Annotated in this window: 14 protein-coding genes; 11 read left to right on the plus strand and 3 right to left on the minus strand. The window is 57.0% G+C overall.

Features of this window, described 5'->3' with window-relative positions; all coding sequences use genetic code 11:
• The first annotated feature begins 13 nt into the window (after positions 1-13).
• The 5 genes from FIV03_RS02610 to FIV03_RS02630 are packed head-to-tail and all read left to right on the plus strand — an operon-like array spanning position 14 to position 5,516.
• On the plus strand, positions 14-1,588 hold the full coding sequence (locus FIV03_RS02610) for an AMP-binding protein (protein WP_152508571.1): 1,575 nt from the start codon (positions 14-16) through the stop codon (positions 1,586-1,588).
• Positions 1,581-2,606: a phosphotransferase family protein gene (locus FIV03_RS02615; RefSeq protein WP_152508572.1), complete on the plus strand. Its 1,026-nt coding sequence runs from the start codon at positions 1,581-1,583 to the stop codon at positions 2,604-2,606. The genes FIV03_RS02610 and FIV03_RS02615 overlap by 8 nt, the downstream gene beginning before the upstream one ends.
• Positions 2,606-3,136 (plus strand): TRAP transporter small permease subunit, encoded by a 531-nt coding sequence (locus tag FIV03_RS02620; RefSeq protein WP_209009835.1) that lies wholly within the window; start codon positions 2,606-2,608, stop codon positions 3,134-3,136. Before FIV03_RS02615 ends, FIV03_RS02620 begins: the two co-directional genes overlap by 1 nt.
• Positions 3,126-4,424, plus strand: a complete 1,299-nt coding sequence (locus FIV03_RS02625) for a TRAP transporter large permease subunit (protein WP_152508573.1) — start codon at positions 3,126-3,128, stop codon at positions 4,422-4,424. The genes FIV03_RS02620 and FIV03_RS02625 overlap by 11 nt, the downstream gene beginning before the upstream one ends.
• A gap of 39 nt (positions 4,425-4,463) precedes the next feature.
• A complete protein-coding gene (locus FIV03_RS02630; RefSeq protein WP_152511793.1) occupies positions 4,464-5,516 on the plus strand; it encodes a TRAP transporter substrate-binding protein in 1,053 nt (350 codons plus the stop codon).
• Between the two features lie 180 nt (positions 5,517-5,696).
• Here the strand turns inward: FIV03_RS02630 and FIV03_RS02635 are convergent, their stop codons facing one another.
• Positions 5,697-6,152, minus strand: a complete 456-nt coding sequence (locus FIV03_RS02635) for a MerR family transcriptional regulator (protein WP_152508574.1) — start codon at positions 6,150-6,152, stop codon at positions 5,697-5,699.
• A gap of 181 nt (positions 6,153-6,333) precedes the next feature.
• On the opposite strand from FIV03_RS02635, the gene FIV03_RS02640 reads away from it, so the two are divergent.
• From FIV03_RS02640 to FIV03_RS02650, 3 genes are all read left to right on the plus strand, one after another.
• Positions 6,334-7,572, plus strand: a complete 1,239-nt coding sequence (locus FIV03_RS02640; RefSeq protein WP_152508575.1) for an NADH:flavin oxidoreductase/NADH oxidase family protein — start codon at positions 6,334-6,336, stop codon at positions 7,570-7,572.
• Between the two features lie 627 nt (positions 7,573-8,199).
• Positions 8,200-8,616 carry a hypothetical protein gene (locus FIV03_RS32020; RefSeq protein ID WP_209009836.1) on the plus strand — a complete coding sequence of 139 codons (417 nt, stop codon included), beginning with the start codon at positions 8,200-8,202 and terminating at the stop codon, positions 8,614-8,616.
• An 81-nt stretch (positions 8,617-8,697) separates the two neighbouring features.
• Complete coding sequence (locus FIV03_RS02650) at positions 8,698-9,534, plus strand: alpha/beta hydrolase (RefSeq protein ID WP_152505912.1); 837 nt, start codon at positions 8,698-8,700, stop codon at positions 9,532-9,534.
• A 232-nt stretch (positions 9,535-9,766) separates the two neighbouring features.
• On the opposite strand, the gene FIV03_RS02655 is transcribed toward FIV03_RS02650, so the two are convergent.
• A complete protein-coding gene (locus FIV03_RS02655) occupies positions 9,767-10,627 on the minus strand; it encodes an alpha/beta fold hydrolase (RefSeq protein WP_152508577.1) in 861 nt (286 codons plus the stop codon).
• Positions 10,628-10,703: 76 nt separating this feature from the next.
• On the opposite strand from FIV03_RS02655, the gene FIV03_RS02660 reads away from it, so the two are divergent.
• From FIV03_RS02660 to FIV03_RS02670, 3 genes are all read left to right on the plus strand, one after another.
• Positions 10,704-11,261 (plus strand): TetR/AcrR family transcriptional regulator, encoded by a 558-nt coding sequence (locus tag FIV03_RS02660; protein WP_152508578.1) that lies wholly within the window; start codon positions 10,704-10,706, stop codon positions 11,259-11,261.
• 175 nt (positions 11,262-11,436) lie between these two features.
• Positions 11,437-12,138 carry a transporter substrate-binding domain-containing protein gene (locus FIV03_RS02665; protein WP_173013752.1) on the plus strand — a complete coding sequence of 234 codons (702 nt, stop codon included), beginning with the start codon at positions 11,437-11,439 and terminating at the stop codon, positions 12,136-12,138.
• Between the two features lie 178 nt (positions 12,139-12,316).
• Entirely contained in the window at positions 12,317-13,222 is a 906-nt protein-coding gene (locus tag FIV03_RS02670) for a GntR family transcriptional regulator (RefSeq protein WP_152508580.1), read from the plus strand.
• Positions 13,223-13,291: 69 nt separating this feature from the next.
• Here the strand turns inward: FIV03_RS02670 and acnA are convergent, their stop codons facing one another.
• Positions 13,292-15,931, minus strand: a complete 2,640-nt coding sequence (gene acnA, locus FIV03_RS02675; protein ID WP_286202257.1) for an aconitate hydratase AcnA — start codon at positions 15,929-15,931, stop codon at positions 13,292-13,294.

The following is a 15,931-nucleotide window of genomic DNA, read 5'->3' on the forward strand; positions in this document are numbered from 1 at the left end:
CGGGAGGGACAAAATGTTTGGCGAACCGTATCTCGCAGCTTGTTCTGCGAACTTTGTGCCGCTGACACCATTGAGTTTTTTGAGGCGAGCCCTCGAAATTCACAGCGACCAACCGGCGCTCGTCTGGAGGGACTTGCGCTGGAACTATCGAGAATTCGGAAACCTGGTGTTCCGGATGGCTTCCTGGTTGAAGAAGCAGGGTGTGCGGCCGGGTGATGTCGTCTCGATAATCTTGAACAATCGCCCCGAAATGCTGGCAGCGCACTTCGCCGTGCCGGGGATTGGCGCGGTTCTGAATACTGTCAACACCCGCCTCAACGCTGCCGAGATTTCCTACATTCTCGAACATGCGGGCAGCCGCCTCATGATCGCAGACGGGACGACTGTCGGACAGCTCTCGGACAGTTCCATACCTGTATTCCGTTTATGCGATGCCCCTGGCGACGGAACCGGGCTGGACTTCTTCTACGGTCAATTCGATGAGCAGGATACGCGGCTCGAGGTTGGCGAAGAAACAGGGCCGATTTCGCTCAACTACACTTCAGGCACGACGGGCAACCCGAAGGGTGTCGTTTATACCCATCGCGGCGCTTACCTGAATGCGCTGGGAAATGTGATAGCGGCAGGATTTACCAGCCAGACGCGGTACCTTTGGACACTTCCGATGTTCCACTGCAATGGCTGGACGCACACATGGGCCGTCACGGCTGCGGGAGGCGTACACGTTTGCCTCGACAAGGTTGACCCTCAGCTCATCGTCGACACGATCGCGCGTGAACAGGTTACCGACATGAGTTGTGCTCCGGTCGTCCTGTACATGCTGCTGGATCACATGAAAGAACCGGCTCCGCGACGCGTGAGAGTGGGAACTGGAGGTGCCGCGCCGACCCCTACCCTGCTTTCCGGATTGGAAAAACTCGGGTTTAACCTCGTTCATCTGTATGGCCTCACCGAGACATACGGTCCGGTCACGATGAACGATCCGATATTTGATCCGGATCTCGCCCTGGCCGAAAGATCCAAAATCCTGGCGCGTCAGGGTTTTCGCCACGAGACGACTGGTCAGGTCCGCGTTGTCGATGAGCTTGGCACCGACGTTCCCTGTGACGGGGTCACCATTGGCGAAGTGGCTGTGCGCGGCAACACATTGATGGCGGGATATTTCCGCGATCCGGACGCGACCGAAGCTGCTCTCAAGGACGGTTATTTCCGAACCGGTGATCTCGCGGTTGTCCATCCGGACCGCGCCCTCGAGATACAGGACCGTGCGAAGGACATCATCATTTCGGGTGGTGAGAACTTCTCCAGTCTCGAAGTCGAAACCATCCTGCACCAGCACCCGGACATCTTGATTGCCGCAGTCGTTGCCGCCCCCGATCCCAAGTGGGGTGAGACCGCATGGGCATTTGTTGAAGCAAAGAACGGACGAACGCCGGATCCCAAATCGCTCGAGGAGTTTTGCCGTTCCCGTCTCGCCGGCTTCAAGCGGCCAAGAAAGTTCGTGTTCGGGACACTGCCCAAAACGGCGACCGGGAAAATCCAGAAATTTGCCCTGCGTGACAGGGTCAAGGAGATGGCAAGTGAATAACGGCCTGAATCTGAATGCCCTCGAAGACTGGCTTGCGGAAAAAATACCGGGCGAAGGCGTTCTCCACGTCGAGCAGATTTCGGGTGGCCAGTCGAACCCGACCTACAGTCTGCAATGGGGCTCCCGAAGGCTCGTTCTGAGGATAAAACCGGCTGGACCGGTCCTTCCCGGCGCGCATGCGGTGGAACGGGAATTCCGAGTGATGAAAGCGCTCGGGAATACCGGCGTGCCGGTTCCAAATGTGCTCTGGCTCGAAGACGATCCCGGAGTCCTGGGCAGGCCTTTCTACGTCATGGACTGGGTAGACGGTCGCGTGTTTTCCGATTGCACCCTTCCGGGGGTAAGCCGCGAACATCGCCGTGAAATGTATCTCGACACCGCCAGAACCCTCGCCCGTCTTCATGCTGTCAGACCGACCGAGATCGGTCTGGAGGACTTTGGGCGGCCTGGCAACTATTTCCGCCGGCAGATATCGCGATGGTCACGACAGTATGACGAAACGACCGGCCCTCGCATTCCGGCTCTGGACAGTCTCTCAAGACTGGTCAGCGAGACCTGTCCCGAAGACGACGGACTGATTTCCATCAGTCACGGTGATTTCAGGATAGGGAACATGATGTTCCATCCGACGGAACCCAAAGTGGTCGCCATTCTCGATTGGGAACTGTCCACGCTCGGACATCCTCTTGCCGACCTCGGCTTTTGCGTCATGCCCTGGAACACCTCGCCGGACGAGTACGGCGGTATCCTTGGAACGAACTGGTCAGACATTGGTATTCCCTCCCTCGACGAGTTCGTTGCCGAGTACCAGGCAAATGCAAAATCCTCATCGCAACTCGCCCCGTTTCATATGGCATTTGCCCTCTTCCGGTTCGCGGCCATCTTCGTCGGGATCGCTGATCGGGCAAGAGCCGGCAACGCCGCCGCCGCTGAAGCCGAGCACCTCGGGCCGCTCGCGGAAAGATTTGCAGAACGGGCACTGACCATCCTCGAACACAGCAAGGAGGAGGTTCAGTGATGTTCATGAAGCTTTTTCAGTTGGTCGAAGGCCTGAACATTGCGATCGGCAAGTGCGTCAGTTTTCTGATCTGGGCGGGGATAGCGGTCCTTTGTTTCGAGGTTGTCGCGCGCTATGGCTTCGGTCAGCCGACGACCTGGGCACACGGCTACACCCAGCGCATTTTCGGCTCTTACTTCGTTCTCGTTGGCGCTTACACCCTGATCAAGCGTGAACACGTTCGGGTAGACATCCTACTGCTACCGGGCAGGGTTCGCTGGAACGCATTCCTGGATCTGATCAACTTCGCCTTCCTGCTTCTGTGGGGGGCGGTGCTCACCTACGAAGGTTGGAATTTCTTCCACGATTCCTGGACCTTCAACGAACTGGACGACAGCGTTCTGGGACACCCGATGTGGCCCCCGAAACTCGCTCTGTTCGCCGGCAGCTTCCTGATCACAGTCCAGGCCGTCATTGAGGCCGTGAAAGCAGCCCTGAGACTTATTGCTCCTCACATCGTCACGGAAAGTACCACGAACAATGTCGCCTGAACTCTTGACCCTGGGGATGTTCGGAATGGTGCTGATCGCCATTCTTAGCGGCGTCTCACTTTCCTTCGCCATGGGTGGAACCGCGGTTGTCTTCGGCTACCTGATCTATGGCTCGAACGGCATGTATTCGGTTGTTTCGGCAACCTTCGGAGGGATGTGGTCGATCCTGCTCTCTTCGATCCCACTGTTTACGTTCATCGGGGTCGCTCTGGCGAAATCCAGAATTGCCGGTGACCTCTACCACGCCTTTTATCTGTGGTCGGGACGAATGCCTGGCGGGCTGCTCCTGGGGACGTCGGGTTTTGCCGCAACACTATCGGCGATGACCGGGAGCTGCGCCGCATCGACCATCACGACCGGAATGGTCGGAATCCCCGCCATGGACAAGAGAGGATACAACCGGGAATTCGTGCTGGGCACGATTGGAGCGTCCGGAACGCTCGGTATCCTCATCCCGCCGTCGATCACACTCATTCTTATCGGGATGCAGACGGGTCAATCGATCGGCCGGCTTTTCCTGGGAGGCATGGTCTCGGGCCTGTTCCTGCTCAGCGTCTTCATAGTTTACGTCTCCATTCGAAGCTTACTTTCCCCATCTCTCGCACCGACCATCGAAACCAGGGCTCCGCTGCAAGAACGCCTGGCGTCGCTCAAGTCGGTGATCCTGCCTTTGTTCATTATCCTTGCCGTGCTTGTTTCGATTTTTGCAGGGATTGCCACGCCAACGGAAGCAGCCGCCATTGGGGCCGCGGCGGTTACGCTTGCTGTTGCCGTGCGCGGGGAGCTCACCTGGAGCTATGTCAAGGACGTCAGCTACACCACCGCCTCGGTGACCGGGATGGTCATCTGGATCGTTTTCGGAGCGTCTGCTTTCACCTCGATCTACGGTAGCGGTGGTGGCATTTCGTTCATGCAGAACATGCTCAGCTCAATGGGGACCGCGCCCTGGGTCACGATATTGCTCATGCAGGTGGTGACACTTGTTCTGGGCATGTTTCTGGATCCGGTCGGGATCATTCTTCTCGTCCTACCGATATTTTTTCCGATCGTCGTGCAACTGGGATACGACCCGATCTGGTTTTGTGTTCTTTTTCAGCTCAACCTTTGCATTGGCTATATTTCCCCACCCTTCGGTTACAACCTTTTCTACTTGAAAACGCTCAGCCCCAACACGCCAATACTAAAAATATATACCGCCGTGTTCCCCTTTCTGTTGCTGATGCTTTTCACCGGAGCAGCGTTCTTCGTGTTTCCCGAACTGATCACCAGTGTGACCGGCGCTGGCTGATCGGACGTTTCCAGCCGTGTCAAAGAGGAGGAGAATAAAATGGCAGACCATCAAGTGAATTCGACGCGTCGTGGTTTTTTGACGGCGTCCGCAGGCGCCGTCGCCGCGACGGCCCTGGCGGCCCCGCCAGCAATCGCGCAAAGCAATGTAACATGGCAAATGCAGACGCACTGGCCGACGGGAAACTGGTATTATGAGGAGGTTTTCGTCAAATTCTGCAACCGGATTACCGAGGCAACGAACGGTGAGCTGACCATCAAGCCCGTCCCGAACGATGGCCTTGTTCGTACCGGGGAAGTCCTTGATGGCGTGCGCCGCGGTTTGCTGGAAAGTGCCTTCATCTATCCGGCCTACTGGATTGGCAGGATCCCGGTCGCGGGACATCTGAACGGGTTCATCGGCACCTGGGACAAGCACGAGGAAATGGCCGCATTCATGTACGAAATGGGTGCGCTCGACATCATCCGCGAAGCTTATGCCGAGCAAGGCGTCTATCAGGCTGGACCAGTTTCCTATGCCGGATTGACCCTGTACTCCAACCGCCCCTTGAGAACGACAGCGGACTTTGCCGGATGGAAAGTCCGCTCGACCGGTCCCGCAGCTCTTGTTTTTTCCAAAATGGGAGCAACCCCGGTCTCTATTCCAGGTGCAGAACTGTACCAGGGCCTGCAAACCGGAGTTGTCGATGGAGCACATTGGGGGTCGACCTCGACCGGCTGGGGAATGAACCTCCAAGAGGTCAACAAGTACATCGTGAGACCGGACCTGCTTGGTCACCTCAATGGCGAGGTCCTCGTCAACCTCGAGCGCTGGAATTCGATCGGCGCCGATCTTCAGGCAACCTTCAACGAGATTGTCCGGGCGACGTCTGCCGATGCCAGCGCACACTTCCTTTACCGGGACATGCTGTACACCAATGAATTCATTGAGGAAATGAATGGAGAACTGTCACAGCTCGATGAAGAAGCCTTGATGAACCTGCACAAATATTCGCTTGAGGTGGTCGACGAGTATTCGGAGAAGGACCCGAAGTACTGTGGCCGCGTCGGAGAAATGCTGCACGAGTTCCAGAAACTACGCGGTATCGTTTAAAGCCCAATGCGATCAGGTCGGAAGATAGATATACATTTTCTGACCTGATCTGCTTAACTTTGAATTTTTTACGGGATTGAAACTCGGGTCCGTTCAGCTTTCCGGGCTCAGCCAGAACCAGACAAGCCTGCTTGCGGCTTCGAACCTCAATTCGGAATCGAGTTTCGTCTCAGGAAACCGCTAGCTGCCCGACTTGTTTTTCTGGTCCTTCGGTTTGTTTCTGCCGACAGGTGTTGCCGATTGTATGGAAGAAAGAACTCTTCTGGCATTCGAAGCGCAATCGATTCCTTCCGGCCGGGCTTCAATTTGCGCAATAACCTCAAGCAGTTGCGCTTTGCTTTCACTCAAATGCATTTGCAGGGTTTCGATCTCGTTGACCTTGCGATGCAGTGTTTCCAGAAGCTTGTCATGCTGCCAGTCTGCAAGATCCTGGGGTAAAAGCGCGGTCAATTCTTCCAGGCTAAAACCCGCGTTCTGAGCGGAGACAATCAGGTTAAGTACCGTGACTGCCTCCGGTGGATAGATGCGATACCCATTGGGAAGTCGTTCGACAGACTTCAGCAAGCCGACCCTCTCGTAAAACCGGATCCGCGAGGCCGCCAGGCCGGTTTTCTCTGCCAGTTCACCAATTTTCATTGTTTGTGTCTCGCTCGAACATGTGTGGCACGAGTTCCCATCCATCAAATGCCCCAGATTTCCTGTTGGGCAACCGAGTGCCTAGGGTCCTCCACTTTGAAACTTCATAGCAGCAACCCTCTTGACCTTGAACTTAACTCAAAGGTTAAGGTCACGCAAATTCAATCATTGGAAACCAAAAATGAACCTGTTTTCCCAGTTGGTGCTCCCCTCCGGAGCCGTCATACCGAACCGCATAGCCAAGGCAGCCATGGAAGAAAACATGGCGGACCAGGACCATGCCCCGTCCGAAGATCTACTTCGCCTCTACAAGACGTGGGCTGAAGGTGAAGCCGGTTTGATCATTACAGGCAACGTGATGATCGATGCACGTGCCATGACCGGACCGGGCGGGGTCGTTCTAGAAGACGATCGATATCTGTATCGGTTCGAAGCATGGTCCAAGGCAGCGCGTTCACGCGGGGCTCAGGTATGGATGCAGATCAATCATCCCGGTCGCCAGATGCCGGCGGGACTTGGTCAGGAAACACTGGCGCCTTCTGCAGTCGCGATCGACCTGGGATCTCAGTCAAAAAGATTTTCGGTTCCTCGTGAAATGACTGCTGCCGACATTGCTGATGTGGAGCAACGTTTCGTCAACGCTGCTCTGCTGGCGGAGCGAGCCGGTTTTACGGGCGTGGAAATCCATGCAGCGCACGGTTACCTGCTCAGCCAGTTCCTTTCGCCGATCACCAATCGGCGGCAAGACCACTGGGGAGGCAGTCTCGAAAACCGCTCAAGACTGCTGATCGACATTGTGCGTTCCGTGCGTGCTGTGGTCGCGCCTGAATTTGCTGTGGCCGTCAAACTCAATTCCGCCGATTTCCAGCGCGGTGGTTTCTCCCCGGCAGATGCGCAGACGGTCGTCAAAATGCTGGGCGCACTCAAAGTTGATCTGGTTGAGCTGTCAGGAGGCAGCTATGAAGCCCCGGCCATGATGGGGTCTTCCAGGGACGAACGAACGCTTGCCCGGGAAGCGTACTTCCTCGAGTTTGCAAGGGAAATCGCTACTGTTGCCCCGATGCCCCTCATGGTGACTGGAGGTATCCGCCGCCGGGAGGTTGCCGAAGAGGTGTTGAACAGCGGTGTCGATATGGTGGGCATTGCCACGGCTCTGGCCATTACACCTCAGTTGCCGCGTGACTGGCGGTTCGGAAAACCAAGCGCTCCGCGTCTGAAGCCAATCAACTGGAAAAACAAGCCTGTTGCCGCAATCGCACATATGGCTGCCGTCAAATATCAGCTATCCAGGCTTGCCAATGGGAGACCGACAGTGCCTGGGATTTCTCCGCTTTGGGCGTTGCTCGTCTCTCAGTTCGACGCAAAGCGACGTGCCCGGCAGTACCGGAACTGGATGAGGCTGCGCGCGTCGCATGCCTGACCAAGGTGAGCCCTGAACGACCCTCCAAGGCGTTCGAAAACTACGCTTGACCTTGAAGTTGGGTTTAATCTTACGCTTTCAAGCCTTGCTGCCGACCAAAAGTCAGAAAACGTGCCTGCCATGCACATATGCCAAGAAGGCCAAATTTGAATGCAATCACAGAAGTCGGAAATCGAGTTCGGCGGCCAAAAGGTCGAAGTGCCGAGGGGCGGATACTACGATCGCTTCAGAATGAACCCGGACCTAGACGAGGTCTCCAAAGATCCTGCGGCGGGAAATGTCGATTTTTTCCGCCGGTTTCCAAAACAACAGGTCCAATCAAGGGTCGGCCTCGCGTGGACGCCAAATTTCTACTATCGAAGCCAAAGTGTGCAGTTACTGCTTCTCGCGCCCGCAGACAGATTGCGAGCCTCCATACCCGAGCCAATTGAGCCGCTGAAAATTACACCCTCGTCTGGCTTGCTGGCACTCACGTTCTTCTCATACCCGGTTTGCGACAACGACCCTTACAATGAGGTTTCTGTCGCGGTCGTGATACGCCGGCCGGGTGCGAAAGGACCGCATGCACTTGAATTGTTGCAGGCAATCCGGCGCCGAAATTTTCATGCGCATGTTCTGGCGCTGCCCGTGGATACAGAGATTGCGCGTGTGCGAGGCGTCTACGGCTATCAATTGCCGAAGTGGCTTGCGAAGATTGAACTGAACATCTCTTCGAAGGTGGAAGCCCGGATTTCTGACGCCGGCGGTGATCCGGATCTCACATTGTCTTCCGCCTTGCCAAGACTGCGCAACGTGCCGTCACAATCACGCCTGGGCATGAACAACCTGATCCATCTTGTGGACGGCGAATGGCATCAGACAAGGGTACAGACCAACACGCTCTCCTTCGGCCAACGCCTCCTTCCCGGTGAGGTTCAGCTCACTCGAAAGGGGGGACCGCTCAGCCAGTTGCTTGACGGGTTGGGGGCTTCCAAAATTCTGCGTCTCGACGTCGTCAAGGACGCTCAGCTGGTTCTGCACCTGCCGACACTATTGAAGCCCTAGGGATTGGCGCTACCTTCACCGGGAGTGCTTTCAGTTCGCGGGACTTTGCAACGAAGTTCAACACCAGGAGGGAGACTGAGCATGTCGTTTGTAACCACGAAAGACGGGGTAGAAATCTTCTACAAGGATTGGGGTCCACGGGACGCACAGCCGATCCATTTCCATCATGGCTGGCCGCTAAGCGCAGACGACTGGGATAACCAGATGCTGTTCTTTCTCCAAAACGGCTATCGCGTCGTAGCTCACGACAGGCGCGGACATGGGCGCTCTTCCCAGGTCAGCGAGGGTCACGACATGGACCACTACGCCGCCGACGCATCAGCAGTGGTGGAGCATCTCGATCTCAGGAATGCCATCCATATCGGCCATTCGACGGGGGGCGGTCAGGTCGCGCGCTACGTTGCGCAACATGGGCAGCCCCAGGGCCGGGTGGCCAAGGCAGTGCTGGTCAGCGCGGTTCCGCCTCTGATGGTCAAGACATCGGATAACCCGGACGGCATACCGATCGAGGTCTTCGACGATTTCCGTTCAGCACTCGCGGCCAATCGAGCCCAATTCTTTCTCGATGTCCCCGCGGGCCCGTTCTACGGTTACAACCGTGACGGCGCCGAACCATCAGAAGGCGTCATCAAGAACTGGTGGCGGCAGGGCATGATGGGCAGCGCCAAGGCACACTACGAAGGCATCAAGGCATTTTCGGAAACCGATCAGACCGAAGATCTCAAGGCAATCACCGTCCCCACCCTGGTGATGCACGGCGATGACGATCAGGTTGTTCCCTACAAGACAGCAGCAATCATGCAGGACAAGCTTCTGCAGAACAGCACTCTGATCATCTATCCGGGCTTCTCGCACGGGATGCTCACGGTGAACGCCGATGTGGTCAACGCCGACCTTCTGAAATTCGTCCGCGGATAAGATCGATAAACTCGACTTTAGAATTCGTGAAACACGTGGCGGAGCGCTTCACAACTCCGCCACTTGTGACCTTTGCTGAGATTGGGTTTTCTATTCTTTCAGCAACTTCTTGCCGTGCGAAGGCCCACATGCACACAATTACTTTTGTCAAACAGCCATGTATGTCCGCTTTTAGGAAACAATTCGGATTAGTTGAATGGCGAATTTGGAGGCGCAATGCCTGCACGGGGAATCACTTCGGCTCCAAAATGACAGGCCAGATTGGGGCGTTACGCCTGGAAAAGACTTCGATGTGCCCGAGAGCTTTCAGCCCGTAATCCGATGCATGCAGCATTTGGAAGTCGACGCGCTCATTCGGGAACGAGTCCGCATAGCGTTTAACAGCCACAGGGGGCACGACGACGTCGTCCTTCATGGTCAGCATGCGCAGTTTTGGGCCGTCCGAGCCGAAATCCGGGTCAGGCAGGCTTGCACCGATGTCGCTTCGGAAGAAGTCCCTGCTGGTACACCATTTTCGCCACTGCCAGTAGACACCGGCCGGCAGGTCTTCACCCAGGAGCAATTGTCGTCCGGGCAGATAGCCTGCTACCGACGTCCCCAAAGGCCCGAGCAGGAACCAGAAGGCCAGAACCTTCGGCCGGTAGCTCCACGGGTGATCGGAGAAATGGCCAAAACCGGCCCCGACGGTCGTAATACGCTCCACTCTTGCGTCGTGCCGGCGAAAGGGAAACCCTAGCCCGCCGAGCGAGTGTCCGACGACCCACAAAGGACCATCCGGCGCCAGGTCCGCCAGTGTCCGCTCGGCAGCCGCCTGGTCCAGAACCGCCCAGTCGGCAAAGGTGGCCTTGCTCTGGCGCATCGGTCGAAAGGCCGACCTGCCGAAATCCCGATAATCATAGGTGAGAACGCCAAAGCCGCGTTCCGCAGCCCAGGTCGCAAAGGCACGATAGAAGTATTGCTGGACACCGGTCGCACCATGCAGGACGAGATTTGCGAGGACCGCGCCCTGAGGCCTGTAGTAGCTTCCTTGAAGTTCCGCTCCTTCTGCCGAGATCGCAACATTCTGTACTCGCGGGTTCCGCTCTTGCAGCATACCGACACCCCTTCTAGACCGACTGGTCTAGTACATCATCTGGACCGATCGGTCTAGACGGTGTAGTGAAGTTCGTATGTCTCCTATCTCGACGCGTGACCATCTGATCCGCACCGCCGCCACCCTCTTTCGACAAAAAGGCTATAGCGGCGTTGGACTTGCCGAAATCCTTGCCGTCGCTGGTCTGCCGAAAGGGTCGCTCTACCACCATTTCCCGGGCGGCAAACGCGAACTGGCTGAGGCCGCGACACTCTGGGTCGGCAAGATGATTGAGAAAATGGTGGACCGGGCCTTCGAGGACGCCACCGACTTTCAGGAAGGAGCCATCAGGACATGCCAATCCGTCGAGCGATTGACAGTGCAAGAAGATCAGGTTCTGGCATGTCCGGTCATGAGCATGCTGCAGGCGGTGTCGCAGGAGCCCGAGCTTCGCGACGTTGCCCGGACCGTTCTGGCTGACTGGAAATCCTGTCTTGCGGGTCATGCGGCCCGACTTGGAATGGATGATCCCGATCTGGAAGCCGAGCAGTTGCTCGTCCTGATACAAGGCACCTGGATCCTTGCGCTTGCTGAGCAAAGCGGTGCTCCATTCGAGCGTCTCGCCGTACGCTTGGCGCACCACAGGCAGGCTTGATATTTCTCCTCAGAACTACGCGTCGAAGGCGAAAATTGCCTCAATATTATTTGCTTTTTAATATTTAAAAGTGCAAAAATTGACGCCTAAATCAGACCCCTTTTGCACGTATGATCGCAACAGAGTAACCCGCAACATGTCCGTACCTGACCAAGTCCTTCGAGAATACGCTCCGATGGGCGAACTCCGAGTAGCCCTTAACCACGGAAACCGAATTCTGGTTGGACGAGATCCTTCCGGAGCGGCGACCGGGATCAGCGTGGATCTGGCGCGCACTCTCGCTGACCGTCTGAACCTGCCTCTGCGATTTGTCGAATACGAAAGAGCCGTCGACGTGTCGTCTTCGTCGCAGGAGGACGTCTGGGATGTCTGCTTCCTTGCCGTCGATCCTAAGCGCGCGGAAACAATCGATTTCACGGAACCTTATATCCGGATTGAAGGAAATTACCTGGCTGCACCAACCTGCCCCGCGAAAGCCTCGCAGGAGCTTGTTGATAGCGGACTGAAGGTTGGATCGATCGTCGGCACGGCCTACAGCTTGACACTGGAACGCCTCCCAGGCTCGGAAAACATTGTGTATTACCACGATATCTTTGCGCTTCTGGAGGCGCTGGATGCCGGCGAGGTCACGGCGATTGCCGGGATAGGAGCTGTCATGGCCCGGGAAGCGGAAAAACGACCCGGGAGCCATGTGTTGACACCACCCTTCATGGAGATACGGCAGGCCATGGCAGTTCCGAGGGGGCGCCCTGGTGCTGCGGCTCATCTCCGTAACTTTCTCGGTGAGGCAGCACGAAGTGGGCTGGTCGGCGACATCCTTGAACGGCACGGCGTCGCACGAGACTGCGCTCTTCTGCCTGACCAGGCGCTGAGATGATGCAAGCTGGGGAGCCCAGGTTGAAATCAGTGCGCCGAGAGGCTGAAAAACGAACTCTCCAATCGAAACGGTGGTGACTGCCAAACGAGAATGTTAAATCCAAGGCTGCCAATAGTTTGCATTTATTGGCCCCTTAGGGCAAAAAAATGCACAAAATCCAATTCAAAGGGCGATCAGTGTGAAGACCAGCAACCTTGCGGAGCAGATTGCACAGAAAATCTCGCAGCAGATCGCATCCGGCCAGTTGGCAGTCGGCGATCCCCTGCGAGCCCAGACGCTGGCGGACAGGTTCAACGTGTCCCGATCGCCGATACGCGAGGCCCTCAAGATACTGACAGACGCAGGCGTCGTCGAACAGAAGACCAACCGGGGTTTCTATGTAACCGGGAGCAAGAACGGCGGTGGCGACACTGTGCCGCTCGCCCTCACAATCGAGCGTGAGAGCCCCTACCAGCGCGTCGCGGACGACTGGCGCAACAATGTGCTGCCTGAAGAAGTGACCGAACAATTTCTTCGCGATCGATACAAGCTCACAAAAGCGCAAGTTCAGGATATCCTTGTACGTGCTGCCCGAGAAGGCTGGGCGGAACGCAAGCCGGGCTACGGCTGGAGCTTTCTGAACGTTGCGAAGTCGACGGAGTCCTTCCAGCAGATCTATCAGTTCCGAATGGTGATCGAGCCGGCAGCGATGCTGTCGCCGGACTATGAAGTCGTTCCGGAAAAGCTGGAGGTACTGAGGGCGGCCCAGCAGCGGATGCTCGACCACGACATCCAGCGCCTGCCTGTGGAACAGCTGCTGGCCACAGGGGCGGCCTTTCACGAAGAGCTTATCAAATTCGCGAACAACCCTTACTTCCACATGGCACTTGTGCGCGTAAACCAGATGCGGCGTCTGCTGGAATATAGGGCTGCTTATAAGCCGGACCGGTTCATCGAACAGTCCAGGCAACATCTCATCATCCTGGACCTTCTCTCCCGGGGAGAGGTCCTGGAAGCCTCGTTCGCAATGAAGAAGCACTTGAGCGGTGCTCTGACGAGCAAGGCAGAGCTGATACGCGCCCTGGAACCAGCATCAGCGGGTTGAAAGTATCGGCTGCTCCTCATTGCAAAACGGGAGCAGCCGATTTTTCCCGGCAACGAACAAGCCAGCAAGTCAGCTCGACCAGGCCCGCTTCGTTTCGGTGTTTGCCGCGATCCTGTTCGCCAGTGACCTTTTGATGATTGAAGGCAGCACGCCACCTGCGCGCAGAAGTTCGATCTCCTGCCTTGTATCGACAGCTGCGCGCGCTGCCACGTCGCAGACAGTGCCGTCAGAACGTTTCCACTTCATCGTCATTTCCTGCCTCGGCAGGATGTGCTCAGGTGAAGCCTCCAGCTGAAAGCGATCATCGGGCAGGATCCCTGCTTCGGCGGGAACGAAACTGTCGGCAATTTCAATCGGAAGGATCCCCATGCCGATCAGATTGCTACGATGGATCCTCTCAAAACTGCGCGCAACAATTGCCCGGACGCCGAGCAGCGCAGCACCTTTCGCAGCCCAGTCCCTGCTCGACCCCATACCGTACCGATGACCTGCCAGGAGTATTGCGGAAACGCCTTCCTTCTGCAGCTTTTCGGCGGCCTCGAAAACCGGCAACCGCGAACCATCTGCCAGTTCAGTTGTCGCGGGTGCGAGGTCTGGCGCGAGATGGTTTTTGGCCGAACGGTTGGTGAAAAGGCCGCGCAGCATCACTTCCCAATTGCCACGGTAGGAAGCATAGACATTCAGATCCGACGGGTCGCCACCACGTTCGACCAGCCACTTGCCGGCAGTGCTATCCGGAGCAATCCAGCCGGCTGGCGAAATATGGTCCGTGGTCATGTCGTCGCCGAGAACCATGAGAGGTGCTGCCTCGTAATTTCCAAGGCGTGTTTCAACTTCCCTCGAAACAAAGGCCGGGCGACGCAGGTTTCGTGAACCGGCGTCCCACGGAAAGCAGGGTCCAACAGGTGCCTCCAGACGTGCCCATTCTGCATTTCCCCGAGCCTTCTCAAAGGCTGCAGGCACGTTTTCAGGCTCAATTCCTCGCGAGAGCGCGGAAGCAATCTCCGCAGCGGATGGCCAGATTTCGGAGAGGTAGACTGGCTTGCCGTCGATATCGGTCGAGATGGGATCTGCGAGAATATCGCCCTTTACACTGCCCTTGAGAGCAAAGGCAATCACCAGTGGCGGCGACGCCAGATAGCCCAGATCCAGCTTCGGATGAACCCTGCCAGGGAAGTTGCGATTTCCGGAAAGCACCGCCACGACTGCTTTGTTCTCGTGCAGCGCATGCTCGATCCGGGCAGGAAGCGGACCCGAGTTTCCAATGCAGGTGGTGCAACCAAAACCGACGATACCGAACCCGATTGCTTCCAAATCGCCGAGCAACCCTGTCCGCCGCAACAAATCCTGTGCAGATGGCGAACCGGGCGCCAGCGAGGTTTTCACCCATTCCGGAGGGCGGAGGCCACGGGCATGTGCTTTTTGAGCCAGGATTCCGGCTGCCAACAGCAATTCCGGCGAAGTGGTATTCGTACAGCTGGTGATGGCCGCGATGCCAACAGCCCCATCAGGAACGCCCACAGGCCCGGATGACAGAGGTGGGGGGGACAGGTCTCGTCCCAGGCATTGTACAACTGCGCTTTCGGCTTCAGAGGCAGAGATCCGATCCTGGGGGCGGCGAGGCCCGGCAATGAGTGGTTTTATGGCCGACAGGTCTATCTCGATCATTCGGCTGAACTTCGGTTCCGCCGCCGGATCGAACCATAGTCCCTGTGCTTCCAGCATGGGACGAATGGTATCGAGCAGATCCTCTTGCCGGCCAGTTCGCCTGAGATAGGCAATGCTTTCTTGATCAGGTGGGAAGAACCCGGTCGATGCGCCGTATTCAGGTGCCATGTTGGAGACGACGGCCCTGTCGTCCGCGCTCAGCGTTGCTATTCCGGGTCCGAAGAACTCCACGAAACTACCGGTGACACCGATTTCCCGCAGCTGATGTGTGACCTCGAGAGCCAGATCCGTCGCCAGAACGCCGGGCTGAAGTTGTCCTTTCAATCGAATGCCGACGATCTCGGGAAATGCCAGAGACAGGGCCTGCCCGAACATGGCGGTTTCCGCCTCCAACCCGCCGACACCCCATGCCAGGATACCGATGCCATTCACCATTGGCGTATGACTGTCGGTTCCGATCATCATGTCGGGGTGCGAAAGCCCGTCGGTTCGCCTGACAATCAGTGTCGCCAACTGCTCCAGGTTGATGGTGTGCATGATCCCAGTGCCCGGCGGATTGACATTCAGTGTCGCCATGTTCCGGGCCGCCCACTTCATGAAAGTGTAGCGTTCCGTATTACGCTCGATTTCGTTGAAGGTGTTCTTTTGCAGCGCGGTTGCCGAGCCGTAGACGTCAACGGCAACCGAGTGGTCGACCGACACCTCTACCGGCAGGTCGGGCGTGAGCATTGCCGGATCCACGCCTTCCTCTGCGAGGACATCCCGCATGGCCGCTATGTCCGCAAGAGCCGGAGTACATGTCGTGTCATGCATCAGGATGCGGTTGGGGCGGAAACTGAACTCGAAATCCGGTTTCTGTCCTTGCAGGAAGGTTTCAAGTGCCGCGACAAGGGCCTCTGTCTCGCCTGTCTCACGCAGATGGTTCTCCGCGAGGAGACGCAGCACATGCGGCAGGCGTTCCATTCTTTCGCCAACCACACCCTTGAGATCAATACATTCAACAGGTCCGGAAGAAGTCGGTACCTTGATGTGTTTTGGCAC

It is taken from the genome of Labrenzia sp. THAF187b, assembly GCF_009363375.1.
Classification (GTDB): domain Bacteria; phylum Pseudomonadota; class Alphaproteobacteria; order Rhizobiales; family Stappiaceae; genus Roseibium; species Roseibium algicola.